Source organism: Shewanella sp. Isolate8 (genome assembly GCF_022398495.1).
Classification (GTDB): Bacteria; Pseudomonadota; Gammaproteobacteria; order Enterobacterales; family Shewanellaceae; genus Shewanella; species Shewanella aquimarina.
Map to the genome: position 1 here is coordinate 1,375,182 of NZ_JAKEVI010000001.1, position 26,382 is coordinate 1,401,563.

23 protein-coding genes are annotated in these 26,382 nt (G+C 55.7%); 19 read left to right on the top strand and 4 right to left on the bottom strand.

Annotated features, from left to right (window positions below; genetic code table 11):
- Nucleotides 1-17: 17 nt before the first annotated feature.
- Together L1D43_RS06085 and L1D43_RS06090 are read right to left on the bottom strand one after the other, a co-directional pair.
- Nucleotides 18-1,352 (bottom strand): MFS transporter, encoded by a 1,335-nt coding sequence (locus L1D43_RS06085; protein WP_239850329.1) that lies wholly within the window; start codon nt 1,350-1,352, stop codon nt 18-20.
- A gap of 15 nt (nt 1,353-1,367) precedes the next feature.
- Complete coding sequence (locus L1D43_RS06090; protein WP_239850330.1) at nt 1,368-2,729, bottom strand: GH1 family beta-glucosidase; 1,362 nt, start codon at nt 2,727-2,729, stop codon at nt 1,368-1,370.
- Nucleotides 2,730-2,942: 213 nt separating this feature from the next.
- Here L1D43_RS06090 and L1D43_RS06095 point away from each other — a divergent pair, with 213 nt between their 5' ends.
- The 4 genes from L1D43_RS06095 to L1D43_RS06110 all read left to right on the top strand — a co-directional run bounded on the left by L1D43_RS06095 (nt 2,943) and on the right by L1D43_RS06110 (nt 8,849).
- Nucleotides 2,943-4,193, top strand: a complete 1,251-nt coding sequence (locus tag L1D43_RS06095) for a sugar MFS transporter (RefSeq protein ID WP_239850331.1) — start codon at nt 2,943-2,945, stop codon at nt 4,191-4,193.
- Complete coding sequence (locus L1D43_RS06100; RefSeq protein WP_239850332.1) at nt 4,190-6,763, top strand: glycoside hydrolase family 3 N-terminal domain-containing protein; 2,574 nt, start codon at nt 4,190-4,192, stop codon at nt 6,761-6,763. Before L1D43_RS06095 ends, L1D43_RS06100 begins: the two co-directional genes overlap by 4 nt.
- Before the next feature lie 38 nt (nt 6,764-6,801).
- The gene (mak, locus tag L1D43_RS06105) at nt 6,802-7,734 is read left to right on the top strand and encodes a fructokinase (protein ID WP_239850333.1); all 933 of its coding nucleotides are present in this window, start codon (nt 6,802-6,804) and stop codon (nt 7,732-7,734) included.
- A gap of 230 nt (nt 7,735-7,964) precedes the next feature.
- Nucleotides 7,965-8,849, top strand: coding sequence for a DMT family transporter (locus L1D43_RS06110; RefSeq protein ID WP_239851054.1), 885 nt, complete (start codon nt 7,965-7,967; stop codon nt 8,847-8,849).
- A 92-nt stretch (nt 8,850-8,941) separates the two neighbouring features.
- On the opposite strand, the gene L1D43_RS06115 is transcribed toward L1D43_RS06110, so the two are convergent.
- Nucleotides 8,942-9,439 carry an ACT domain-containing protein gene (locus L1D43_RS06115; protein ID WP_239850334.1) on the bottom strand — a complete coding sequence of 166 codons (498 nt, stop codon included), beginning with the start codon at nt 9,437-9,439 and terminating at the stop codon, nt 8,942-8,944.
- 280 nt (nt 9,440-9,719) lie between these two features.
- Between L1D43_RS06115 and L1D43_RS06120 the strand changes: the two genes are divergently transcribed.
- From L1D43_RS06120 to L1D43_RS06165, 10 genes are all read left to right on the top strand, one after another.
- On the top strand, nt 9,720-11,978 hold the full coding sequence (locus L1D43_RS06120) for an ABC transporter permease subunit (RefSeq protein ID WP_239850335.1): 2,259 nt from the start codon (nt 9,720-9,722) through the stop codon (nt 11,976-11,978).
- Between the two features lie 60 nt (nt 11,979-12,038).
- Nucleotides 12,039-13,691, top strand: coding sequence for a phosphate ABC transporter permease PstA (pstA, locus tag L1D43_RS06125; protein WP_239850336.1), 1,653 nt, complete (start codon nt 12,039-12,041; stop codon nt 13,689-13,691).
- A gap of 77 nt (nt 13,692-13,768) precedes the next feature.
- Nucleotides 13,769-14,587: a phosphate ABC transporter ATP-binding protein PstB gene (gene pstB, locus L1D43_RS06130; RefSeq protein WP_011865499.1), complete on the top strand. Its 819-nt coding sequence runs from the start codon at nt 13,769-13,771 to the stop codon at nt 14,585-14,587.
- A gap of 51 nt (nt 14,588-14,638) precedes the next feature.
- Nucleotides 14,639-15,340, top strand: a complete 702-nt coding sequence (phoU, locus tag L1D43_RS06135; RefSeq protein WP_041511503.1) for a phosphate signaling complex protein PhoU — start codon at nt 14,639-14,641, stop codon at nt 15,338-15,340.
- 203 nt (nt 15,341-15,543) lie between these two features.
- Entirely contained in the window at nt 15,544-15,996 is a 453-nt protein-coding gene (locus tag L1D43_RS06140) for a hypothetical protein (protein WP_239850337.1), read from the top strand.
- A 12-nt stretch (nt 15,997-16,008) separates the two neighbouring features.
- Nucleotides 16,009-16,374, top strand: a complete 366-nt coding sequence (locus tag L1D43_RS06145; protein WP_239850338.1) for a hypothetical protein — start codon at nt 16,009-16,011, stop codon at nt 16,372-16,374.
- A gap of 92 nt (nt 16,375-16,466) precedes the next feature.
- Complete coding sequence (locus L1D43_RS06150) at nt 16,467-16,859, top strand: GFA family protein (RefSeq protein ID WP_239850339.1); 393 nt, start codon at nt 16,467-16,469, stop codon at nt 16,857-16,859.
- Between the two features lie 330 nt (nt 16,860-17,189).
- Nucleotides 17,190-18,152: a hypothetical protein gene (locus L1D43_RS06155; RefSeq protein ID WP_239850340.1), complete on the top strand. Its 963-nt coding sequence runs from the start codon at nt 17,190-17,192 to the stop codon at nt 18,150-18,152.
- A 113-nt stretch (nt 18,153-18,265) separates the two neighbouring features.
- Nucleotides 18,266-18,844 (top strand): GrpB family protein, encoded by a 579-nt coding sequence (locus tag L1D43_RS06160; RefSeq protein WP_239850341.1) that lies wholly within the window; start codon nt 18,266-18,268, stop codon nt 18,842-18,844.
- Between the two features lie 175 nt (nt 18,845-19,019).
- Entirely contained in the window at nt 19,020-19,385 is a 366-nt protein-coding gene (locus tag L1D43_RS06165; protein ID WP_239850342.1) for a YajD family HNH nuclease, read from the top strand.
- A gap of 13 nt (nt 19,386-19,398) precedes the next feature.
- Here the strand turns inward: L1D43_RS06165 and L1D43_RS06170 are convergent, their stop codons facing one another.
- Nucleotides 19,399-19,641, bottom strand: coding sequence for a DUF1289 domain-containing protein (locus L1D43_RS06170; protein WP_239850343.1), 243 nt, complete (start codon nt 19,639-19,641; stop codon nt 19,399-19,401).
- A gap of 161 nt (nt 19,642-19,802) precedes the next feature.
- On the opposite strand from L1D43_RS06170, the gene L1D43_RS06175 reads away from it, so the two are divergent.
- The 5 genes from L1D43_RS06175 to oleC all read left to right on the top strand — a co-directional run bounded on the left by L1D43_RS06175 (nt 19,803) and on the right by oleC (nt 26,380).
- Entirely contained in the window at nt 19,803-20,966 is a 1,164-nt protein-coding gene (locus tag L1D43_RS06175; protein ID WP_239850344.1) for a chemotaxis protein, read from the top strand.
- Between the two features lie 133 nt (nt 20,967-21,099).
- Nucleotides 21,100-22,347, top strand: coding sequence for a methyltransferase (locus tag L1D43_RS06180; RefSeq protein ID WP_239850345.1), 1,248 nt, complete (start codon nt 21,100-21,102; stop codon nt 22,345-22,347).
- Nucleotides 22,348-22,623: 276 nt separating this feature from the next.
- Entirely contained in the window at nt 22,624-23,673 is a 1,050-nt protein-coding gene (locus L1D43_RS06185) for a 3-oxoacyl-ACP synthase III (RefSeq protein ID WP_041511492.1), read from the top strand.
- A gap of 90 nt (nt 23,674-23,763) precedes the next feature.
- A complete protein-coding gene (locus tag L1D43_RS06190; protein WP_239850346.1) occupies nt 23,764-24,636 on the top strand; it encodes an alpha/beta fold hydrolase in 873 nt (290 codons plus the stop codon).
- A gap of 52 nt (nt 24,637-24,688) precedes the next feature.
- A complete protein-coding gene (gene oleC, locus L1D43_RS06195) occupies nt 24,689-26,380 on the top strand; it encodes an olefin beta-lactone synthetase (RefSeq protein ID WP_239850347.1) in 1,692 nt (563 codons plus the stop codon).
- The last annotated feature ends 2 nt before the right edge of the window (nt 26,381-26,382 follow it).

Sequence of the window (26,382 nt, forward strand, 5' to 3'; positions counted from 1 at the left end):
ATGCTTGGCTTTCCTTGCTATGTGCCTGAATGTTTTTGTTTCAGCGCGGTATTGATTTGGGTAACCATTTGAGTGTCCAGTGTATAGCGTCGCATGACAAAGGCAACCGCAATCGAAGCCAGCGCCGGGTAAAGGGTAAAGCAGAGCAAGATCCCATCCAGGGTCTTCTGGCTTTGCACCGTATCGGCCTCATAACCGTAGGCGGCCAGCAACCAGCCGGCGAGGGCGCCGCCGATGGCCAGTCCCAGCTTGATGAAGAAGATCACCGAGGAGTACACCAAGCCTGTGGTGCGAACGCCTGTCTTGAATTGGCCATAATCGACCGTGTCGGCCATCTTGGCCCACAACAGCGGAGTGCCCATGTTGATGGTGAAGTTCCAGGCGATATAGAGCACCAAGGCTAGCAGGTATTGTTCACCCGGGACAAACCAGGCCAGCAGGCACAGGACGGCGGCGATCAGCTGCAGGCCGATATAGGCCTTTACCTTGCAGATCTTGTCGGCGAGTTTCTTTGCCAGTGCCACACCGACTATGTTGCCTATGACACCGCTGGTGACAAACAGGCTGATCATATCCTCGCGGCCGAGGAAGTATTTGACGTAATAGATGGCCAGGGTGGACTTAAGCACCAGGCCGGTTAACAGGAAGATGGCCGCCAGCGACAGCACGCGCCACTGATCGTTGGCCCAAAGCGCCTTGGCGGCGGCTTTCATGTTGTCGCTGCCTTCGTCCTTGCTAAAATCCCGCTCCTTGGTGCCGGCAAAGCAGAGTAAGAACATGATGGTGCCCAGTATGCTCATGGCCAGTATGGTGAGTTGGTAACCCTTGGCCTTGTCGCCATTGCCGAAAAAATCCACCAGGGGCAGGGTGAGGGAACTCACCATCAGGCCGCCTAACATGGCAAACACGAAGCGGTAGGACTGCACAGATACCCGCTCGGCCGGATTGGTGGTGAGCGCCGCGCCTAAGGCGCAGTAGGGGATGTTGATTGCCGTGTAGGCCAGCATCAGCAGGGCATAGGTGACCAGGGCGTAGATCTCCTTGCCGCTCTCGTTGAAATCAGGTGTGGTAAAGGCCAGTACGCTGATGGCGGCGAAGGGTAGGGCGCACCACAAGAGGTAGGGGCGATATCGCCCCCAACGGGTATGGGTGCGATCGGCCAGATAACCCATCAGCGGGTCGGTCACCGCATCCATGATACGCACCGCCAGAAACATGGTGCCGACGAAGGCGGCGGAGATACCGAAGATGTCGGTATAAAAAAAAGTCAGAAACAGCATGACGGTTTGAAATACGATATTGCTGGCGGTATCGCCAAGCCCGTAGGCGACTTTCTCTCTAATGCTTAACATGGCGACCTCCTATTATTATTCTTGTTGGCCCAGCGTTTGCCTTTGTGCAAGCAGGCCTTGGTAGGCTTTGGCGCTTGATTTAAGGGTACGCTGCTGGGTGAGGTAGTCTACATATACCAGACCGAAGCGTTTACGGTAACCCTCCGCCCATTCGAAATTATCCATCAGGCTCCAGGCAAAATAGCCCTGAACATCCACACCGGCCTCGATAGCCTGGTGCACGGCCAGCAGGTGAGATTGCAGATAGGCCAGCCGCATGGGGTCGTGGACCTCGCCGTCTTGCATCACATCATCTTCGGCGGCGCCGTTTTCCGTGATGTAGATGGGCGGTAAGGCGAATTCGCTCGACAGATCTTTGAGTAGCTCGGTAAAGGCGCCCGGGCAGATCTCCCAGTCCATGGCGGTGCGGGGCACGTTGTCGATGCGTACATCCTCAAAGCCTAGCTCACCACCGGCGCGATAGACGTTGCGGGTGTAGTAGTTGATGCCCAGATAATCCATCTCGGCGGTGATGATATCCATGTCGCCCGGTTGGATCTCGGGTCTCTCCTGTGGGGCGAGCCGATCGATGATCTCTGGGTAACGGCCCTGCATCAGGGGCATCAGATACCAGAGGTTATGGTATTCGTGCGCCTGACGGGCAGCGTAGGCATCCTCTGCTGAATCGCTATGGGGATAGGCCGGGCTGAAGTTGAGCACTATGCCCGCCTTGGCATGGGGCGCGAAGCGTCTAAGCTCGGCCATGGCCAGGCCGTGGGCCAGCAGCAGGTGATGGGCCGCCGTGCGACCTTGGCTGCGGCTCTGGTGACCAGGTGCATGCACGCCGACCTCATATCCCAGGTAGGCGCTGCAGAATGGCTCGTTGAGGGTCGAGTAGGCGTAGACCCGGTTGCCCAGCTCCTGTGCCACCACGCGGCTGTAGTGGGCGAAGGCATGTGCCGTATCTCGGTTGAGCCAGCCGCCGTTATCTTCCAGATGTTGGGGCAGATCCCAGTGATACAGGGTGACGAACACCTTGATGTTGCGCACCCGCAATGCGTCCAGCAGGGCGATGTAGAAGTCCATGCCTTGGCGGTTGATGCTGCTATCCTGATTGAGTACCCGTCCCCATGAGATCGACAGACGATAGACGTCGACCCCCAGTGAGGCGATCAGCTGTACATCCTCACGCCAGCGATTGATATGGTCGCAGGCGACCTTGCCATCGGAGCCATCGGCGATTTTGCCTGGCGTGGCACAGAAGGTGTCCCAGATGTTGGGTAAACGATGCTGATAATCGCCCTCGATCTGAAATGAAGCGGTGGCGACACCAAACAGAAAGTCCTTGTTCATCAGGCGCGAATCTCTCGGCAGGGTAAAAGGTGTTACGTGTGTCATGGTGATCCCGTTCCCAAAATCGTTCCCAGTTGTCGGCCCGTTTTGCCGCGCTGTCGAGGTGCTGTTGCGGCCTCTTGCGGTCAAAACAGGTTGACAAAGGTTAACTCAGTGTTAAAAATGAAAGCGCTTACATTAATCTAGTGGCAGAAGTCACAAAGGTCAATCACCAATGCGAATTACCTTGTCGCAAGCTTAAAAATTAAAGGAGACAAGATGGCTACTGCACCCAGTCCGAGTGTCGTCACATCACAAGCCGGTAACAAAGACCACTTTGGCTTTGCCCTGGCATCGTTAACGACGCTGTTCTTCATGTGGGGCTTTATTACCTGCCTCAACGATATTCTGATCCCGCATCTCAAGGCGGTGTTTAACCTCAACTATGCCCAGGCGATGTTGATTCAGTTCTGTTTCTTCGGCGCCTACTTCCTAGTGTCGGTTCCTGCGGGGGGGCTGGTGAAGCGCCTGGGTTATCAAAAGGGCATAGTGGTGGGGCTGCTGACCGCCGCCCTGGGCTGTGGTCTCTTTTATCCCGCAGCCGTGTCGGCCACCTACGGCCTGTTCTTGGCGGCGCTGTTTGTGTTGGCGAGCGGTATTACCGTGTTGCAGGTGGCCGCCAACCCCTATGTGACGGCGCTAGGACCGGTGGAGACGGCGTCGAGTCGACTCACCCTGACTCAGGCTTTTAACTCCCTGGGCACCACCATAGCGCCGGCCTTCGGCTCCTTGCTCATACTTTCTGTGGCCGCCGGCGCCTCTGCCGAGGCAGAAGCCGAAGCGGTGAAGCTTCCTTACTTGCTGCTGTGCGCCATGTTGGTGGTCCTGGCCCTGGTATTTGCCCTGCTGAAGCTCCCCCATATCGACAGCCAGGAGGAGTCGCAACCGGGTGAAGAGGTCGTGAGTGCCCTAAGCCATCGTCATCTGGTGCTGGGGGCGGTGGGCATCTTTGTCTATGTGGGTGGTGAGGTTGCTATCGGCAGTTTTCTGGTTAACTTCCTTGGTCAGGCGAGTGTGGCGGCCATGGAGGAAGCCGAGGCGGCCCATTACATCGCCTTCTACTGGGGCGGCGCCATGGTCGGACGTTTCATCGGTGCGGCCGTGATGCAGAGAGTGCCTGCGGGTAAGGTCTTGGGCTTCAATGCGGCCATGGCGGCATTGCTGGTGGTGATCGCCATGATGAGCCAGGGCATGCTGGCCATGTGGGCGATTCTGGCCGTCGGCCTGTTTAACTCCATCATGTTCCCGACCATCTTCAGCCTGGCGCTGAAAAATTTAGGCCCGGCCACGGCTCAGGGCAGTGGCATCTTGTGTCTTGCCATCGTAGGTGGCGCCGTGGTGCCTCTGGCCCAGGGACTGATCGCCGACGCCGCCGGACTGTCGATCTCCTTCCTGCTGCCTGTGCTCTGTTATGCCTATATCCTCTTCTATGGCCTTAAGGGATCTGAGCCTGTGGAGGTGAAACAATGAAGCTGCCCGTTTTAGCCCAGCCGGTTTTAGGCCTGCCGGTAAGGGCCTTGTCCTATGCGGCGCTGGCGTTGACCTGGTTATCGGCGGGCGCCCAGGCGAGCGAACGAGAACTTGCTCGAGAAGTGACTCGCTGGCCTGCTAGTGTCTATAAGGTTAGCGCCGATCCTGAGCTGGAGGCCAGGGTCGACAGTTTGCTTGCCGGGATGACGCTGGAGCAGAAGGTGGCGCAGATCATTCAGCCCGAGATCCGAGACTTTAGCGTGGAAGATATGCGCCGTATCGGGTTTGGCTCCTACCTCAACGGTGGAGGCTCGTTTCCCGACAATAACAGCCGGGCGAACGCCAACGACTGGGTGGCCCTGGCCGATGCCATGTATCAAGCGGCGATGGATACCAGCCAAGACGGCGTGGCCATTCCACCCCTGTGGGGCACAGATGCCGTGCATGGTCACGGCAATGTCTTTGGCGCGACCCTGTTTCCCCACAACATGAGCCTGGGGGCGACTCGCAACCCAGAGCTGATTAAGGCCATAGCCGCCGCAACCGCCAAGGAGGTTCGCGCGACGGGCATAGATTGGGTGTTTGCACCGACTGTGGCCAATGTCGAGAACCTGCGTTGGGGGCGCAGCTATGAAGGCTATGCCAGAGATCCTGCCCTTATCGAGTCCTATGCCGAGGCTTTCGTTGTGGGGATGCAGGGACAGGGCGAGACCTGGCTCAAGGGCGCCCACACGATTGCCACCGCCAAGCATTTCATCGCCGATGGCGGTACCCAAGGGGGAGATGATCGCGGCGATGCCCAGCTCGATGAACAGGCCCTGATCGCCCGCCACGGACAGGGGTATGTTGGCGCGCTGGCCCAAGGGGTTCAGACTGTGATGGCTTCTTTTAACAGCTGGAACGGTGAAAAGCTGCACGGCAGCGAATACCTGCTCACCCAAGTACTAAAGAACCGCATGGGGTTTGACGGCGTGGTGGTCGGCGACTGGCTGGGGCACGCCTTCGTGCCAGGTTGCAGCGGCGAGCGCTGCGCCGGTGCCATCAATGCCGGGGTAGACATATTGATGGCACCGGGGGATAGCTGGCGTAGCCTGTATCCCAACACCATCGCCGATGTGCGCGAAGGCGCGCTGCCCATGGCACGTCTGGACGATGCTGTCAGGCGTATCTTGCGGGTGAAGCTGAGAGCCGATCTGTTTGATGGCAAGGCGCCATCGGCAAGACCCTTTGCGGCGCAGCAGGCCCTGATCGGTCATCCAGAACACAGGGCGCTGGCGCGCCGGGCCGTTGCCGAGTCTTTGGTGCTGCTGAAAAACAACAAGGTTGGTGATTCGCCCATCTTGCCCATCTCATCCCAGGCTAAGGTGCTGGTGATAGGTCAGGGCGCCGACAACATTGGCCAGCAGGCCGGTGGCTGGAGCATGACCTGGCAGGGCACGGAAGTGACCAATGCCGACTTCCCCGGTGCGACCAGCATCTTTGCCGGCATCGCCGCGGCCATGCAGGCCGGGGGCGGTGAGGCGCGCCTCAGTGTCGATGGCAGCATTCCAGATGGCTTCAAGCCGGATCTGGTGGTGGCCGTGTATGGCGAGACGCCTTACGCCGAGGGCAATGGCGATCTGGATAATCTCGAATTTCAGCGCGGCGATAAGCAGGCGCTGGCCATGTTGGCCAGCATCAAGGCGCAAGGCTTGCCTCTGGTGTCTGTGTTGCTGTCTGGCAGACCTTTATGGGTCAATCCCGAGCTTAATCTTTCAGACGCCTTCGTGGCCGCCTGGTTACCGGGTAGCGAGGGGGCTGGGGTGAGCGATGTGCTGATTGGCGATGCCCAGGGCAAGCCAAGACAGGACTTTGTCGGTCGTCTGCCATTTCCTTGGCCGGCCAAGCCTGATGGTGATGGTTTGCCTGATCAAGCGCGCGACGCAACACTGTTCGCCCTGTGGCAGGGGTTCGATTATCGGCAGGATGCTCGCCTTGCGCAACTGGATGAGTCCAGCGGCGATAGCGGCTTAGCCACACGCCTGAGCATATTCGACAAGGCGGTGAAGGCCCCCTGGCATCTGGCCGTGGGTGATGATGGTGCCATGCACAGGGTAGGCGCAGGCATATGGCAGCATGAGGGCTGGGCGGTGAGAAGCATCAACCGGGAGGTGCAGGAAGATGCGCGCCAGTTCAGTTTCGGCGCCGCCGGTTATCTGGCCTTCAGAGACGATTTCCCCATGGATCTGAGGCGCTTCGCCAACCAAGACGCAGTACTGAGTTTCGACATGGCGCTGGAGCACAAGCCAAGCGTTGCCAAGCTTTCTATGGTCTGTGAGGGGCATTGTGGCCGCAGTCTGGATCTTAGCAAGGCGCTGCTGGCCGACGGAAAATGGCATAGCTACCGGGTGCCGCTGGCCTGCTTCGGCTTAGGCGTCAAGGAGCTTTCCAGGGTGTTTAGCCCCATGACGCTGGCGCTGGGCGCCGGAGACAGCATCAAGCTGGCGAATGTGGCGATTGACGAGCAGCAAGGTCTGATACAGCAAGAGGGCCAGCAGGAAAGCCGTGTTATCTCATGCCAGCGCGACTAGGCCTTAACGACAACAAATTAGAGATATTGGAGAGCAGTATGTTTCGCATCGGGATAGATTTGGGCGGCACCAAGATCGAGCTAGTCACCCTTAACAGTGCTGGTGAAGAGGTGTTTCGCCGCCGGGTACCCACCCCTAGAGGCTACAAGGCAACCCTGGATGCCATCGCCGAGTTAGTGCGCGAGTCAGAGCGCCATACGGGTCAGGTCGCCAGCATAGGCATAGGTATTCCAGGCGTGGTGTCATCTGTGAGTAGCCGGGTTAAAAATTCAAATGCCATCTGGCTCAACGGCCAGCCTATGGACAAGGATCTCTCGGCCATGCTGGATCGCGAGGTGCGTATCGCCAACGATGCTAACTGTTTTGCGCTCTCCGAGGCAGTAGATGGCGGCGGCGCCGGTAAGGCGGTGGTGTTTGGGGTCATTCTCGGCACCGGCTGCGGTGGCGGCATAGCCATCCACCACAAGGTACACGGCGGCGGTAATGGCATAGGCGGTGAGTGGGGCCACAACCCCTTACCCTGGATGACGCCAGAGGAGTTCAACTCCACTCAATGCTTCTGCGGCAACGCCGACTGTATCGAGACCTTCGTCTCCGGCACCGGCTTTGTGCGGGATTTTCGCGCCCACGGCGGCGAGGCGGCCAGCGGCATAGAGATAGTCCAGCTGATGGAGCAGGGGGATAATCTAGCCGAGGCGGCGTTCGGTCGTTTCATCGATCGCTTGGCCCGGGCGCTGGCCCATGTGATCAATCTACTGGATCCAGATGTGATTGTGCTGGGCGGCGGCGTATCGAATATCGATCTGATTTACGAGTTTCTGCCGGCGCTTCTGCCTAAATATGTGCTTGGCGGCGAGTGTGCCACGGCCGTAGTCAAGAATCACCATGGCGCCTCATCGGGTGTGCGCGGCGCGGCCTGGCTATGGGCGCCCGGCGAGCATGCTGCTCTGCCTGCGCTGTCGGAGGTGTGATAGGTCCTATTTTTCTGTCTGTATTGCCTCATGGATGAGGCCCTTTTGTACTTGTGTTTTTGGCGCCCGATCGGTTCGATTGAGGCGTCTTTTTTTATTTTGCATGGCTTAAATTTGAATCAGACGTTGTAAGTTTTTCGGCCGCTGGGCAGAATGACGCTTTGGCTTTGGCTTTGGCTTTGGCTTTGGCTTTGGCGCATGATGATTTGGGGGAGTGAGTGGCCAATTTAATGTTACTGCTGGCGGCGGCCATCTGGGGTTTTGGTTTTGTGGCGCAGCGCCTGGGAATGGAGAGCCTGGAGCCCTTTGCCTTTAACGGCCTGCGCTTCGTGATTGGCGCCCTGAGCCTGTTGCCGCTCATCTGGTTCCTGCAGCGTCGGGGCAGGCTAAAGGGGGTGAAGGATAGCGGTTTTCTACCAAGGGCGCTGCTCGGTTCATCGATATGTGGCGGCATCCTCTTCATCGCCGCCTCCTTTCAACAGGTGGGTCTGCTTTACACCACGGCGGCGAATGCCGGGTTTATCACCGGGCTCTACATAGTGCTGGTGCCCGTGCTGGGTTTGCTGCTGAAACACAGCACCGGCAGCAATACCTGGATTGGCTGCGCCGTGGCCGCGGTGGGCCTCTACTTCTTAAGCGTGGGCGAGAACTTTTCAGTCACCTATGGCGACAGTCTGCAACTCATCGGCGCGCTCTTCTGGGCCATGCATATTCTGGCGGTGGACCATTTTACCTCCCGGGTTGCCCCTGTGGTGTTGGCCTGTGGCCAGTTTTTGGTCTGTGCCTTGGCAAGCTTCCTGGTCTCGCTGGTGCTGGAAACCACCACTATGGCAGGTGTTCAGCAGGCCTGGGCGGCGCTGGCCTATGCCGGACTGGTGTCTGTGGGTGTGGCCTATACCCTGCAGGTGCTGGCGCAGAAACATGCCCATCCCGCCCATGCGGCGATCATTCTGAGCCTGGAGACGGTATTTGCCGCCATCGGCGGTATCCTGTTTCTGGGGGAGAGCCTGTCGGGACGGGCCCTGTTTGGCTGCTCTTTGATGTTGCTGGGGATGTTGATAAGCCAGTTGCCGCTGCGTTATCTGGTAAAGTCTCGCCACGAGAAGGCGGCATAAAAAATCAGTATAAAAAAATCAGTATCAAAAAGTGGCATGAAAAAGCGGCATAAACTGCCGCTTTTTCATGCCGATCTAGTCTTGCCTAGAGGTTAATCGACAATATCCAGCACCACGTCATCGCCTATGGTGTAGAGGGCCTGGGTGAGTCGCTGCTCGGCGGCCTCATCTTTCACGCTCAGGCTAAAGTTGGCGCGAAACAGAGCGACACCCGTGTGGCTGGCGGTCTCATAGTGGGTGGAGAGACGCTCGATATTGGCGCCCAGCTCATTGATCTTATTTGAGATATCATGCACCAAGCCGGGTCTGTCATAGGCGACCAGGGAGTAACGGCGAATGGTCTGCGGCGCCTGGGACTTGCGCGTCTTGGCGTAGGTGAGGGTGAGGCCTTCGATGCATTCCAGGTTTTCAAGCAGGGTGTCCCAGTTGGCGGCGGGGACTTCCAGCAGCAAGATGGCGGCGAAGATGCCGTCGATATGGCGCAGCTCAGAGTCGAGCCAGTTGCCGCCGTGACGGCTAACGCTGTGGGCTATCTGTTCGACTAATCCCGGTTTATCGGCGACTTGCAGGGTAACTAAATATCGTAACATTTCGCATAGGCTCCATCAGTTGGTTTTGTGCGGTTTCGCCGCGCGCCCAGCTCCAGGCACGCTTGATTCAATTTCCTGTCATAACAATATGAAAAGCGGCTGAAAAAGTTTAACAAGCTCCTATAATGATGACATTTTCTGGCTGTAACATTAGTGTCATCTTTGCGTCATATAATCCCGACTGTCAGAAAAAGGGCTTGCCTCGATTCACTATAGTTAACATAGCAGAAACGACAATCCCAGCGAAAACTCTACTGAACAAAAATTAACGAGGTTCTTAATGGAAACTCAGGTCATTCAACCTGGTTCTACTGCAACAGATTTGTTGATGGGCAAGGGCTCCAGCAAGCGAGCATTTAAGGATAAGCTCACCCAGTTTGGGGTGACAATGGGCGGCACCATGGTCTTCGTGGCGCTCTTGCTGATCTTTTTCTACCTTCTCTATGTTGTAAAGCCGATTTTCGATGGGGCAGATATCACACCAGTGATAAATGTCGAATTGCAAGATGCTAAGGCGCCTGCGCTCATGGTGGGTAGCGACGAGCAGAACGAGATCCTCTATCGCGTGTCGCAAGATGGCGGGGTCAGCTTCTATAGCGCCCTGAGTGCCAATCTGGTCAAGCAGGCGCACATCGATGTGCCACAAGACGCCGAGATCGTCAGCAGCGTGGCATCGGTTCCGAGCGAGCAGCGCTTTGCCTTCGGCCTCTCTAACGGTCAGGTGATCATCGGTGGCGTTAACTTTGCCGTGACCTACCCAGATAACAAGCGTCTCATCACCCCAAGCCTGCGTTATCCGCTGGGCGAAACGCCGCTGCAGGTGTCTGAGGCAGGCACGCCGCTCTATCAACTGGCCTTCGCATCGGCCTCTGACAAGCTTAGCTTTGCCTACCATGACGCCAACGGTCGTTGGTTCCTGACCCGTCACAACGGCGAAGAGAACATGATGACCGAAGAGGTGGAGTGGGAAGCGACCACCAGTCAGATCAACGAGGCGCCTGCCCAGGTGGATCAACAGCTGATGACCCCTGACCAGCGCCAGCTACTGCTGCGCTCGGGCAATCGTCTGTATGTTTACGATATTCGCTATGTGGATGAGATAGCCCTGAGTCAGGTGCTCGAACTTGAGCGCGCCAAGACCAAGGTCACCGACGTGGCTCTGCTGGCCGGTGCCAGCTCACTCTTGGTGAGCTATGACAATGGTCAAATCTTCCAGTATTTCCAGGTTAACGGCGAGAAGGGCCGCCAGTATCAGGCGATCCGCGACTTTAAGAACAAGGCAGGCGTTAAGCGCATCGCCGGTGAGTTCTACCGTAAGAGCTTCGCCACCGTGAGCGAGTCTGGCGAGCTGGATCTGCTCTATACCACGAGTCAGCGTAAACTCTTCACCGAAACCTTCGATCTGGCTAACGCCACACAGATGGGCTTTAGCCCGCGTGCCAACGCCCTGGTGGTCGAGGCGGGCAACAAGCTGCACCTGTTTGCCGTTGAAAACAGCCACCCAGAGGTGTCTTGGAGCGCCATGTGGAGCAAGGTGTGGTACGAAGGTTACCCCGAGCCGCAATATGTGTGGCAGTCGACCTCAGGGTCGGATGACTTCGAAGCCAAGCTCAGCCTGATGCCGCTGGCATTTGGTACCATGAAGGCTGCGCTGTACGCCATGCTTTTTGCCACGCCGCTGGCGATTGCTGGCGCCGTGTATACCGCTTATTTCATGTCGCCGAAAGTGCGCGCCGTGGTTAAGCCGACAATTGAGATCATGGAAGCCCTGCCTACGGTTATTCTCGGCTTCCTGGCAGGTCTCTGGCTGGCACCGCTGATTGAGGATCACCTGCCGGGGATCATCATGCTGCTGGTGCTACTGCCTATCAGTATCTTGCTGACGGCACTGGCCTGGTACAAGCTGCCGGGTCGCTGGAAGCAGCGTCTGCCTGAAACTTACCAAGAGCTGATGCTGGTGCCAGTTATCTGTTTCGTGGGCTGGTTTGCCTTCTATATCAGCCCGAGTATCGAAGTGGCCTTCTTCGGCGGCGATACACGTCTATTTATCACCAATGAGCTGGGGATCACCTTCGACCAACGTAATGCGCTGGTGGTGGGTATTGCCATGGGCTTTGCGGTGATCCCAACCATCTTCTCTATCGCCGAAGACGCCGTGTTCTCTGTACCGCGTCACCTGTCTAACGGCAGCCTGGCGTTGGGGGCCACCAACTGGCAGACCCTGACCCGCGTGGTGCTGCTGACGGCGAGCCCGGGGATCTTCTCCGCGGTCATGATGGGCCTCGGCCGCGCCGTGGGTGAGACCATGATCGTGCTGATGGCCACGGGTAACACCGCCATTATGGAGTGGAGTGTATTCGAGGGGATGCGTACCCTGGCGGCCAACATCGCCGTGGAGATGCCTGAATCAGCTATCGGCAGCTCGCACTATCGTGTGTTGTTCCTGGCGGCCTTCGTACTGTTTATCTTCACCTTCCTGTTTAACACCATCGCCGAGGTGGTAAGACAGCGTCTGCGTGAACGCTACAGTTCACTCTAAGGGAGGCTGGCATGTTATCGATTTTTAATTTTTCGCCTGTGACGTTAAGAGGCCAATGTAATGGGTAAGTGGTTTAAGTCGGGCTCCCCCTGGATCTGGATGACAGGTGGCGCCGTGAGTATCAGTTTGATCGCCGTGTTGGGCTTGTTGCTGTTGATCGCCTGGCGAGGTTTGAGCTACTTCTGGCCGGCAGATATCTACCAGTGGGAAGTGGTGGATCAGCAGGGCAAGCGCTCAACCATTATCGGTGAGATCTACGATAAGGAAGAGGTGCCAACCGAGCGCCTGATCGCCGCCGGACACAAGTTTAGTGAAGATCCCGGTGAGCTGGTGACCCGTTACCTGATCAAGACGGGTAACCGCGAGTTTGTCGGCCTGGACTTTCGCTGGGTGCTGGAGACAGACATATTGTCACGCACCACACCAATCGATCTGGCAAAGCTTGAGCGTAGCAAGAATGGTGATTTCTTCGGTTATCCCATCGCCATCATAGAAGACGGTAAGCGCCTGGCGCTGGATGATGTGGAAGCCTCGTTTGAAGAGCATATCGAGCGCGCGGTCGCCCTGAGCGACAAGGCCACCACGCTGCAGAAACGTGAAATTGGCGCGGTGAACTATGCGCTGGAAAACCTGCGCCTTAAGGAGCGTCGCTATGAGCTGGATAACGCCCTGACCGACAGCCGCAAGCTGGAGCTGCAGGCCGAGCGTGACAAGCTGCAGGCCGATTACAAGATATTGGAGAAAGCCTTCTTCGACCTGCGAGCAGAGGCGGGCCGTGATGCGGTGATCGTCCGTGATATGCGCGGCGAAGAGGTGACCCTCAAGCTAGATAGCATTCTAGGTGTGACTTACTCTAATCGTCTGGGCGTCCTGGGTAAGCTGGGTCACTGGTTTAGCGGCGTGGGTAACTTCGTCAGCGCCGACCCCCGCGAAGCCAATACCGAGGGTGGTGTGTTCCCGGCTATTTTCGGTACCGTCTTCATGGTACTGCTGATGGCGGTGATTGTGACCCCGTTTGGCGTGGTCGCGGCTATCTATCTGCATGAATACGCCAAGAAAGGCCCAATCACTAAGATGATCCGCATCGCGGTGATCAACCTGGCGGGTGTCCCCTCGATCGTATACGGCGTATTTGGTCTGGGCTTCTTCGTCTACATGCTGGGTGGTTCTATCGACCAACTCTTCTACCCTGAAGCCCTGCCAGCACCTACCTATGGCTCGCCTGGGGTGATCTGGTCGGCGCTGACTCTGGCTATCCTGACGTTGCCTGTGGTGATCGTCTCTACCGAAGAGGGCCTGAGCCGTATTCCTAGCTCTGTCCGTCAAGGCAGCCTGGCACTGGGCGCGACCAAGGCTGAGACCCTGTGGCGCATCATCATCCCTATGGCGAGCCCGGCGATCATGACGGGGCTTATTCTGGCGGTGGCCCGTGCGGCCGGCGAGGTAGCACCGCTGATGTTGGTGGGTGTGGTAAAACTGGCGCCGACCCTGCCGATCGATATGAACTTCCCCTTTGTGCACCTGGAGCGCAAGTTCATGCACCTTGGTTTCCATATTTATGATGTGGGCTTCCAGAGCCCCAACGTTGAGGCGGCGCGCCCCTTGGTTTACGCGACCTCCTTCCTGTTAGTGTCTGTGATCGTGAGTCTTAACCTGACCGCCATAGCCGTGCGTAATCACCTGCGTGAGAAATATCGCTCGCTGGAACACTAACCTAAAACCCGAATTAATCGCGCCTGGGCTAGGCTAGGGCGCGAATAACCTTTATCCTGAAGTGATTAGGAACAGATATGATTTCGATAGATCAGTCGGTAATGAAAACAGAGACTTTAGACTTAAATAATTTAAGCAGCGAGCAGACCGCACTTGAGATCCGTAACTTAGATCTAAAATATGGCGACAAGCAGGCCCTGTTTGACGTGTCGATGAAGATCCCCAAGAAGAAGGTAACCGCCTTCATTGGCCCCAGTGGTTGTGGTAAGTCAACCTTGCTGCGCTGCATCAACCGCATGAACGATCTGGTAGATAACTGTAATATCGACGGCGAGATCCTGCTGCACGGCCAAAACATCTACGACAAGAAGGTAGATGTGGCATCCTTGCGCCGCAACGTCGGCATGGTGTTCCAGCGTCCAAACCCTTTCCCTAAGTCTATCTATGAGAACGTGGTTTACGGCCTGCGCCTGCAGGGGATCAACAACCGTCGTCAGCTGGATGAAGCCGCCGAGCGCTCGCTACGCGGCGCCGCGATTTGGGATGAAGTGAAAGATCGTCTGCACGACAACGCTTTCGGCCTGTCGGGGGGTCAGCAGCAGCGTCTGGTGATTGCCCGCGCCATCGCCATCGAGCCTGAAGTCTTGCTGCTCGATGAGCCAACCTCGGCGCTGGATCCTATCTCGACCCTGACCATCGAAGAGCTGATCACTGAGCTGAAGGCGAAATATACAGTGGTGATCGTGACCCACAACATGCAACAGGCGGCGCGTGTATCGGACCAGACCGCCTTCATGTACATGGGCGAGTTGGTGGAATATGCCGACACAAACACTATCTTTACCACGCCGAAGAAGAAAAAGACCGAAGATTACATCACGGGTCGTTACGGATAATTGGGCCTGCGCCAGATTTGAATTGCAAAGAATTGATAAGGTTGAATGTCAATGGAAAACATGAACTTAAATAAACATATCTCGGGTCAGTTCAATGCCGAGCTCGATGATATTCGTAACCGCGTACTGGCGATGGGTGGCCTGGTTGAGCGTCAGCTGGAACAGGCGCTGGATGCCCTGGGTAACTTAGATGCCGAGCTGGCGCAGAAGGTGATTGATGGCGACCACAGCGTGAATGGTATGGAGGTTTCTATCGATGAGGAGTGTACCCGTATCATCGCCAAGCGTCAGCCAGCAGCCAGCGACTTGCGTCTGATCATCGCCATCTCTAAGACGATTGCCGACCTTGAGCGTATCGGTGATGCCTGTGTGAAGATTGCTGCGGCGGCGCTGGATAAGCGCCTGAAGAATCAACAGCCATTGCTGGTGAGCATAGAGCACATGGGGCGTCACGCGACCCGTACCTTGCACTCGACCCTGGATGCGCTGGCGCGTATGGACGCCGAGGTGGCCGTCGAGCTGCACAAGGAAGACAGCAAGCTAGATAGCGAGTACGAGGGTATTATCCGTCAGCTGATGACTTACATGATGGAAGATCCCCGCTCTATCCCTGAGGTACTAGACGTACTCTGGGCGGCGCGCGCGGTCGAGCGTGTGGGCGACAGATGTCAGAACATCTGCGAATACATCATCTACTATGTTAAGGGTAAAGATGTGCGCCATACCTCTTATGAAGAGATGAAACAGATCTAAGCTCAGCACTGAGTCTTAATTGAAGAAAAGCAGCCTAAGGGCTGCTTTTTTGTGTCTGTTTTTGAGGCAATTGTCAGGCATCTAACCTACTTGGTCGCTAACGGCTTGATGCGTTTTACTATCTGCGTTAGTGTCCTTAGCCAGAACGGATTTCGAACGAGAGAAAGGCGCCGATGAATAGAGTGATAGGCGTTTAAACGGTTATGGCATGGACCTGTCCTCAATGCGGCTGGAAAGATAAACCCAGTCAGCACAAATATTATGCGTCGAAAGGCTTGGCTCGGCCCTGCTGTGAAGTGTGCAATCCCTCATTTAAGCAGAGACTTTTAGGCCTAAGGCGAGACCTTATTATCGGCTCATTTTCAAACACGTATATGGGCTATGGCCCCTTGGCCTCCTTGCCCTATATTCCCCTGGTGATGCTGCTACCCGTCGCCGTTCTCTTTTGGGTTCACGGGACTGCGGCCATAGTGTTAAGCCTGCTGCTATTCATCGTTGGCTGGCTTAGCAATGCTTATATCGCCACTAAGGTTGGAGAGCTGATTCGCCATCGCCTGCAGCGAGGTAGGTCGATTTATGACCTTGTGCTTGGCTATTACGCGCCTTTGTTGCTGGTGCTGGTAGCGGCGCTGATATTGGCGCCATTTCTTATTTAACAGGGAGACGTTATGGATATATACGATATTTTTCAAAACTTCAGAATCAACGATTTAGCAAGGGAAGCGGGGCAGGCTAAGTCTCACGCCAGAGCCAATGAGGTAAGCTTGCAGGGCCTTCAAGAGCAGATAGATCACCTCTCCATGGTGTGTCTTGCCATGTCTGAGTTACTCGAAGAGATAGGCTTTAACAAGGAGATGCTGGTTGCCAAGATCCAGGAGATCGATCTGCGCGATGGCAAGCTCGATGGAAAATTTACCCCGGCCATTCATTGCGTCGGTTGTGGTAGAAAACTAGCGCCGCGCCATGTTACCTGTCTCTATTGCGGCGCCAAGGTGAAGAGTAACTCGGTGGTGCAATCACAACATGGTTGCTAATTTTTTTATCTAGAACAAACGTCTTGGAAAGCTTAGACGATGGCTAGCAACTTAAGCGCTATCAAGCTAAGCGTTAGCGAGGAGAGAGCACGATGAAACGAGTCGGTAACACCGAGATTTTGCCTGTGCACAAGGCGAGTTGTCATTGTGGGGCGGTGGAGTTGGCCTTGAGTCTACCCAATGGCATAGAGAAGCCCAGGCGCTGTGATTGCTCTATCTGTCGCCGGAAGGGGGCTATCGTAGTCTCGGTGACGCTAGACGGATTAAGCGTCGTTAAGGGGCAAGAGCAGCTTAAGCTGTACCAGTTTAATACCCATACCGCGAAGCATTTTTTCTGCGGGATTTGCGGCATCTACACCCATCATCAGCGGCGCTCCAATCCTCATGAATATGGCGTTAATCTAGGCTGTCTCGAAGGGGTTAACCCTTATGATATCGGAGAGGTGGTCGTGAGTGATGGGGTGAATCATTCCTCTGACAGCTAGCCAATTCTGACAGCTAGCTGGCGCTGCCGAGGCCCCCAATCCGACTGTGGCCTCGTTTTGAGAGAAGAGATAGCGCCTTTCTTCCAGCAGTTGGCATGATTATCTAGGCTAGTCCCAGAGCAGGTATCTTATTGGGGGCCAGCTTTGTTGGTCAGACCCATTATTTTTCAGTTAGTTAGCTTTCAATCCCTCTAGGGGAGATCTACACTAGGGCGTCTTTAATTTGGCAGGCAATGTCTGGCTGGCAATGTTTGGCGTTTGGCTGGCTCAGTTAGGACTGTGAGGGCTTTGTGCCTGCGACCGAATATCGATTTATAAGAGGGATTTTGAGTGCTTGGGATATTTAATAAGGGCGAAGGCAATAAGATGAGGGCGGGCCTTGGCCTATTGTTTGTGTTGCTCTTGGGGTTAACCCTTGCCAAGGGGGGCTATCTGTATCTTAAGGATATTGCCCTGACTAAGCCGTTTTTTACTTTTACCAACCCCGCGTGGGGGCTCTGGTTGATACTGCTCTTTGGTGTCCGCCCCAGTGTGAATCTGCTGGTGAGTGTGATAATGCTCTTTTCCCTGCCACTCTATGCGGCGTGTTTGCTCTTTGTTGGTTACTGGCCGGTCGTCACCTATCTCATTGGGGGGCAGGTGCCCAGCCTGTTCGAGCTGAGTAATTGGTTGCTAAGCATAGCTTATGGCCCACTCGCGGCGCAGGTGGACTATTTCACCATAGCCAACCGCTTGGCTCAGTTTGCCGATCTGCGTTATTTCATCATGCTGGTTACTCTCTCTGGTGGTCTGGCGATGGCGGTCATCTTACCCATGGCGCATCTTCCCCTTGCCGGGGGACTCGCTAATCGGCGGGGGCTGGATCTCGATGCTGGAGCTGAAACGCCGATTTGGCTTAGCCTGTTCGGGCGACTCCTATTGGGGATTCTTTTTTATAATGTCGCCTATCCCTTGCTGGCCTTCGCCAGCATCTTGCCCCTTGGGCTCAACTATCTGGCGGTATGGACAGTGCTTTTGACGCCTATACTGGGTTTTGGGCTGGCGTTGATTAATTGGCATCGGCTACATGATGAGAAGCTGGGCGCCGGGTTGATTCGCTATTTTTCCCTCGCGCTGTTGGCGTTGCTGGCAGGTTATATCTGGCATAATTTCGACGATCTATTTGGGGCGCTTCTTAAGGTTACACAAGGTGATCTGACCCAGGCGCTGGTATTCCTCTTTCTGTTAACCGGCTTATTTGTTCTATTTATGCTGGCGAGCCTGGTAAGAGCAGGCGAGGGTAGTAAGAGTTAGTGGAGGGCTAACCTTGCAAGGTTAGCGCGAGACTATCTTGTGATGCGTTAGTCGACTTGTCACTCTTGCATTTGTTTATTAACCCATCAGCCCAATCAAAGAGGAGAGAAGAGATGGCGCGCAGCATAGTGGTGATCGACCATCAGATGAGTTGGCATCAGGCGTTTAAGGTCGAGAAGGCGCAGCTGCTGACGGCGCTGGGGGAGTGTGTCGTTAGCCTTGAGCATATCGGCAGTACCTCGGTGCCTGGGCTGGCGGCCAAGCCGATTATCGATATGCTGCTAGAGGTCGACAGCTTGGCGGCGCTGGATGCACAGGCCGAGCAACTAAGGGCCTTTGGCTATGTCGCCCGTGGTGAAAATGGCATTAGCGGGCGGCGCTACTTTTGCAAAAGCGAAGAAAGTAAAAGCGACAAAGATAAGAGTGATGAAGGGAAAAGGGATGAATACAAAGCTGGTCCGCAACGCACCCATCATCTGCATGCCTTTCAAAGCGGCAGCCAGCAGCTGTTCGCCCACCGCGCCTTTCGTGATTATCTTATCGCCCACCCAGATTTAGTGAATCAATATGGGCAGTTAAAGCGACAGGCTGCTTCCGAGTGTGACCATGATAGCTGGTGTTATATGGCGCTGAAGGAAGATTTTATGCGCCAGAATCAGGTGCTGGCCATGAAGTGGTATGCTCAAACCTAAGAAAGTTGCGAATAATTCCTCGTGGCACTCTCTTTTGTAAGCCGATGTAGAGCATACATGGGGCTTGTTGGCTCCTTCTCCGGTAAAGGATCATCTTGATTCCCTTTTGCGGCGACTATGGGTATATTGCCTGTGAATAGAGTCGCCCAATAGGGGCAAGAACAGAGACGAGCTTATGTCTACCCATCAAGGTCAAAGTAAATTAGATAGAGTGCTGGCCGAGGCCCGCGAGTATAAGGCCAAGCGCGAATCGGGCTACCGTGAAAAGGCCCTGAAGTTATATCCCTGGATCTGCGGCCGCTGCACCCGCGAATTCACCCATTCCAATCTCAGGGAGCTGACGGTGCATCACAGGGACCACAATCATGACAACAACCCGAGCGACGGCTCCAACTGGGAGCTACTCTGCCTCTATTGCCATGATAACGAACATGCCAAGTATGAAGAGTTGATCCAGTACGGACCGACGAGTGAGACTCAGGTAGAGGCGGCGACCTACAATCCCTTCGCCGATCTCAAGAACATGATGAACAAGAAGTAAGGCTCATGCTTTGCTAATTATCGGCGTCTTGCGCTGCGAGACGCCGCTCCGCCTCTAGCCACTTCTGACGGCTGATGATCTGCTGGTTTTCCCCGGTTTTTCCTTGCTGCTTTCGACGCTTCACATTGGCCCAAATTTCGGCCTGACGTGACTCGTCCGCCTGTCCCCAACCGACTATTTCGTCGATATGGCGATAACAGCCCATACAGATATCTTCATCATTTAGGCCACAACGGGCCACGCAGGGTGATTGCATCTTAGCTTTATATACTCATGTGAAGTGGTGGCGGCATTCTAAAATAGCTAGGGTGAGGGTTCAACCTGGCTGTGATGCTGGTGCACGCTGCTTATCGGTGCTAGCATCTTGTTATTAGTCATTTAAATTCAATTGGTTGTGAATTTTTGCGGGGTGTTGTTATGGGGCTGAAATACAGATCTGTCCTCTTGGTGATCGGCATGTTGAGCTTATCGGCCTGTTCGTTACTGGAAGTTAAACTCGAGAGTGGTATCGAACCCTTGCCACAGGCACAGCTTAACATGCGGGTCTTCAGCCGCGACTTTAGCCATACCTTCTACGCCAAGGTGGAGCAGGGGGCAGATCAGATAGTGCTGGAGAAAGGGGATGATCTGTTTACCAAATCCAATGCCTTGATGTGGAAGATCAACAGCGAACAGGCGCTGCAGCGGGCGATCTTTCAGGCATCTCCGGTTGCGGCCATGGTGGATACCTGGACACTAACGGCGCAGATGAGCGCGTTTTTCGATGGCGGTGCGGGCGCATCCCTGTTTGGCGATCAACAAAACATCGCCATCGAGGTCAGCAAGGTGCTGCAGGCGGATTTTGAACGGTCCATAAAGGGCTTTGTTGAGCCAGGCGAGTTTAAGAAATATCAGGCGTTTATCTTAGATTATGTGGCCAAGAATCCCATCACGGACCTCAGCTTTGCCCGGCATTCCGCCTTCAACGACTGGCTGGCCTATCGTAACATCAGCGAATTTGAGGCGGTGACAACCTTTGGTACTGTGCCCGAGGTGATGAGTGACGTATCGGATCGCATGGCAATGATCGCCGAGCAGATGCCCAAGATCTTAGGCTGGAAGGCGGAGCTCTACGCCCTGCATGCCAACATCAATCCTGAGACTGTGCAGCAGACACTGCAGAGCATCAGCGATACCTCGGCTAAGTTTCAACAGTTGATGGCACAGAGCCCAGAGATGATGCAGACCCTGGCGGTGGATCTGCGCCGTGAGCTGATGCCACTGCTTGCGCAGCTCAGTGAAACCACAGACGATAAGCTGGCCAAGCTCTCTGTGGAGCGTGAGGCGTTAACCCAGATGGTTAAACAGGAGCGTCTGGCGCTGGAGGAGATGGTCAATCGTCAGCGCGTGGCGGCTGCTGCGGATCTCGATGCTATCAGTCAGCACGCGGTCGAGCGCGCGTTTGCCGAGCTGACCAAGACCCTCAAGAGCCTGATCCTCTATCTGGTGCTCTTCTTCGTGGTCTGTTTCTTTGCTCCCTTGGGGCTTGGCGTCTGGCTGGGTAAGCGCATGGCCCTTAAACAGCAGGCGTCTTCGACATGAGCTGGCTGACCAGAGCGGCGGTCAGACTGTGATTGCAGACCAAGCTGGTTTACAATTGGCGTGCGCCGGCGGGGATTCGCCGGCGTTTCTATTTTGGCCCTATTAGTTAGGGTGAGTGAGCCGGGGGGCCTTAATGTCGTATGCCAAGCAGTTTAAAGCCTTAGATAGTTTACTAACGGGCAGCCGCGCGCTGTGGCAGGTGAAGGCCTTCGAGGCGCAGACCTTGCCCTGGCAAGACGCGTTTCCAAGGCTTGCCGAGCTGCTCTGGCAGATCCATGACGATGAAATTGACGGTCTCGATAGCGACAGTGCGGCGCTGCACGCGCGCCTGGCGCCCGCCCTCGAGGCGGATCTGGCCGCTAACGGATTGAGCTGGCCGCTCTCCTTGCTGGCCGAACTGGCACAAGGGATCAGGCCGACAGACAAAGCTTCCCAAGACGCCGGTTTATCAGAGAGTGAACAAAGTCATTTCAGCGCCCATATCAAGGGGCGCAAGTGGCAGCAAATTGTTGATTTTTCCGCGAGAGTCACCCCGAGGAATGATGAGATCTTGGAGTGGTGCGCTGGCAAGGGACATCTGGGCCGCTTGCTGGCCAAGGCTCAAGCGCGAACCGTGGTGAGCCTGGAGTGGCAGCAGTCGCTGTGTGAGGCTGGTTCGCAGTTTGCCCACCAGTGGCAGTTGCCCCAACGCTTCGTCTGCGGCGATGCCCTGGCTGAGTCTGCCCAAAAGCTGCTTAAGCGTGAGCAGCAGGCGGTGGCCCTGCATGCCTGCGGCGAGCTGCATATGAGTCTGCTGCGCGGCGCCGCCAAGGCCAGAACCCGTGACCTGGCAATCGCCCCCTGTTGCTATCATCTGATCCCCTGCAGCCATTATCAGCCGCTGTCAGTGCTCGCTCAGGCGAGTGAGCTCTCGCTCAGCAAACACGATCTTCAGCTTCCCTTGCAGCGATCTGTGATTGCTAATGCCAAGGCAAGGGAACTTCGCCTTAAAGAGGTGGCCTGGCGATTGGGTTTCGATAGCCTGCAGCGTGATGCCAGCGGCCGAGCTAAGTACCTGCCAATACCCGCAGTGAAACAGAGTCAGTTAAGCGGCAGTTTTCGCGACTTCTGCCACTGGGCGGCGGCGCAAAAGCGGGTGGACTTGCCCGATCTTTGGGATGATGAGACCTATCTTGCCAGGGGGCTTGAGCGTCAGCGACTGACACGGCGCATCGATCTGGTGGCGCACCTGTTTCGTGAGGCCTTGGAGCTTTGGCTGCTACTCGATAGAGTCTGTTTTCTAGAGGAGCAGGGCTATGAGGTAAGTCTCAGCGCCTTTTGCGATCTCGAGGTGACCCCGAGAAACGCATTGATCCAGGCCCATCTGCCTGAGCCCAGTTAGGTGCTCTTAGGCTTCCTTGAGCGTTGCATACCAGAGTCGCTTTTTTGACCATTTAGCGGCGCCTTAAGGCGCTTAACTGGTTTTTTACTCGTTTGCTCTGTGGAAGACACCCGGCGTGCGCTGTCATAAATTTGCCAACTCGCGCCTAAAAAAAGCCGCCCTATGGCGGTTTTTTATTGAATCATTCGCCGTTTCTTGCTCAAATGGCGGGTTAACACAGAAAGATAAAAATTGGCCGAATAAGTGCCGATATAATGAGCGAAACAGAACGGTTTCATGAAATATTCTCGCGTTTTTATAAATAGTCTGGCCTATGAGCTGGCACCTGAAGTGGTTTCGACTTCAGAGTTAGAGTCTCGATTAGCTCCCCTGTACCAAAAATTCCGGATCCCCATGGGGCAGCTTGCCGCATTAACCGGGATCCACGAGCGTCGCTGGTGGCCTAAGGGGCATAGATTGTCCGACGGCGCATTGGCAGCCGCCCACAAGTCTATCGAGGAGACGGGGATTGATGTGGCCGATCTCGGCGCCGTGGTCTATACCGGCGTCTGCCGTGATCAGCACGAGCCGGCGACCGCATGTCGTATCGCCGCCGAGCTGGGGGTCTCCAAGGATACCGCCATCTATGACATCAGCAACGCCTGTCTGGGTGTGTTGTCGGGTATTTTAGATATCGCCAACCGTATCGAGCTGGGTCAGATCAAGGCCGGCCTGGTGGTCTCCTGTGAATCGGCGCGTCATATCGTGGACATCACCATAGACAACATGCTGGCCGAGCCGACCATGCAGAACTATGCCCAGTCGCTGGCGACCCTGACCGGCGGCTCTGGCGCCGTGGCCGTGCTGCTCACTGATGGTAGCCTGCCGCTGAAGAGTGAGCGTCAGCATCAGCTGCTTGGCGCGAGTCATCTTTCGGCGCCCGAACATCATAATCTCTGTCAATGGGGATTACAGGAAGCCGGCACCCAGCTGTACCGCGAGTTTATGCGTACCGATGGCGTCGCCCTGCTTAAAGAAGGGGTCGAGCTGGCTCGTCATACCTGGGCGCATTTCCTCGAGCAGCGTAACTGGCTGGTGGAGCAGGTCGATAAGGTGATCTGTCATCAGGTTGGTGCCTCAAACCGTAAGCAGGTGCTGAGCGCGCTTAATATCCCTCAGGAGAAAGAGTTCCCCACCTATCAGCTCCTTGGCAACATGGGCACTGTCTCGTTGCCCGTGACGGCCGCCATGGCCCACGATCAAGGATTTCTGCGTAAGGGCGATCAGGTGAGTTTTCTCGGCATAGGCAGTGGACTCAACTGCATGATGCTCGGGCTCAAGTGGTAATCGGCCCGTCTACTCATTCTGGATAGCACAGCATAGGGGCGACGCCGAGCGGCGTCGCCCACTCAAGGCATAATCATAACAGGTACCCCCATGCTCGATTCGTTATTTCCTTTTAAACGCAATTACTTAGACCGCAATGGTCACAAGTTGCAATATGTGAATGAGGGCCAGGGTGAGCCCGTGGTCATGGTGCATGGCAACCCGAGTTGGTCTTTCTATTATCGTAATCTGGTGAAGGCCCTAAGCCCGAATCATCAGTGTATCGTGCCGGATCATATCGGCTGTGGCCTGTCGGATAAGCCAGACGATGCCGGTTATGACTACACCCTTAAGAATCGCATCGACGATCTCGAAGCCTTGCTCGACCACCTCGAGGTGAAAGAGAAGATCACCCTGATCGTTCACGACTGGGGCGGCATGATTGGCATGGGCTATGCGGCCCGTTATCCCGAGCGGATCAAGAAGATCGTGGTGCTTAATACCGGCGCCTTTCATCTGCCGGAGGCCAAGCCGTTTCCCTGGGCGCTGTGGATCTGCCGCAATACGCTTTTGGGCACGGTACTGGTGCGTGGCTTTAATGCCTTCTCCTCTATCGCTTCCTATGTGGGCGTCAAGCGCGCGCCTATGTCTAAGGCGATTCGTGAGGCCTATGTGGCGCCATTTAACTCCTGGGCTAACCGCATCTCGACCCTGCGTTTCGTACAAGACATTCCCCTGAAGCCGGGCGATCGCAACTATGAGTTGGTGAGCGAGATCAGTGAAAAACTGAGCCAATTTAACCAGCTGCCTATGATGATCTGCTGGGGACTCAAAGACTTTGTGTTCGATAAACACTTCCTCGATGAGTGGAAGCGTCGTTTCCCACAGGCAGAGGTGCATGAGTTTGCCGACTGTGGTCACTATATCCTGGAAGATGCCAGCGATGAGGTAGTGGCTCAGGTTCAGCAGTTTATGGCGCGCTAAAGTACTAAAGCACTAAAGCACTAAAGCACTATCGCATTAAGGGGTGAGGCGAATGTCTGAGACAGAGCAAGTTGGCGCTAATTTGTGTCGTCATCTCAACCGGGCGGCCAAAGAAGCCCCCTATGAGCTGGCGGTGGCGGTGCAGAAGGCCAGAGGCGTTTTCAGTAAACAACTTGACTATCAAGAGCTGAATTTTTCCGAGCTCGACACCATCAGCGACACGCTGGCCCACGGCCTTTATGCCTATGGCATCAGACGCGGTGCCAAGGCGGTGTTGATGGTCACCCCGAGTCTTGAGTTTTTTGCCTTAACTTTTGCCCTGTTTAAGGCAGGGATAGTGCCGATCCTGGTCGATCCCGGCATGGGAGTGAAAAACCTTAAGCAGTGTTTTGAAGAGGCGGCGCCCGATGCCTTTATCGGCATTCCCAAGGCGCATCTGGCCCGGCGTCTGTTTGGCTGGGGCAAGTCCAGCCTGAGACACCTGGTGACCGTCGGTGGCAGCAAGCTGTGGGGCGGTGCGAGTCTGGAGCAGCTTAAGCAACTGGGGCAAGGCAAGGGGCCTTTCGCCATGGCTAGGCTCGATGATGACGAGATGTGTGCCATCTTGTTTACCAGTGGCAGCACGGGCACTCCCAAGGGCGTAGTCTATTCTCATCGCATGTTCGAGGCGCAGATAACTGCCCTCAAGCAAGATTATCGAATCGTCCCAGGCGAGCGCGATCTGGCAACCTTCCCGCTGTTTTCCCTGTTCGGCCCGGCACTTGGCATGGCCTCGATCGTGCCTGAGATGGACGCCAGCAAGCCTATCACCGCCAATCCCGACTATATTTTCGCGGCCATCGAGCGCTATCAATGCACTAACATGTTCGTCAATCCGGCGCTTATCGAGCGTTTGGGACAGGCGGGCACAAGCAGACAGCCTAAGGTGCAGCTTAGTAGCCTTAAGCGGGTGATCTCGGCGGGCGCCCCGGCGACCATAGCGTCCATCAAGCGTTTCAGTGAGATGCTCAAGCGTGACGTGCCCGTGCTTAACTCCTACGGGGCCACCGAGTCGCTGCCGCTGAGCATGATAACCAGTCACGAGTTGTTTGATACCACAGATATCACAGATAACGGCGGCGGGATCTGTGTCGGTAAGCCGATAGCGGGTGTCGAGTTAAAGATAATCGCTATCGATGAGGCCGAGATCCCTAACTGGTCGGCGGCTCTCTGTCTGCCAAACGAGCAGATAGGCGAGATAGTTGTTAAAGGCCCCATGGTCAGCTCTAGTTATTATCGCCGCGATAAGGCCACGGCCCAGGCAAAGATTTTTGATGACCAGGGTCAGCACTATCACCGCATGGGGGACTTGGGTTATCTCGATAATCAAGGACGCCTGTGGATGTGTGGCCGTAAGGCCCACAGAGTGGATTGCTTAGTCGATGGCCAGCAGCGCCGCTATTTCTCCATCCCCTGTGAGCGTATTTATAACACCCACAGCGATATCAAGCGTTCCGCTCTGGTGGGAATAGACGTTAAAGGTGAGGTGCAACCGCTCATCTGCCTCGAACTCAAGCAGGGTCTGAGCTGCAGCAACGCCGCGGCGCTCTACAACGAGCTTAGGCTGCTGGGTGAGGCCCAAAGTCAGACCCAGGGGATCACCCGCTTTCTGATCCACCCGGGCTTCCCCGTCGATATCCGTCACAACGCCAAGATCTTCAGAGAGAAGCTGGCGGTGTGGGCGCAGTTCACCTACAAGGAGTGATA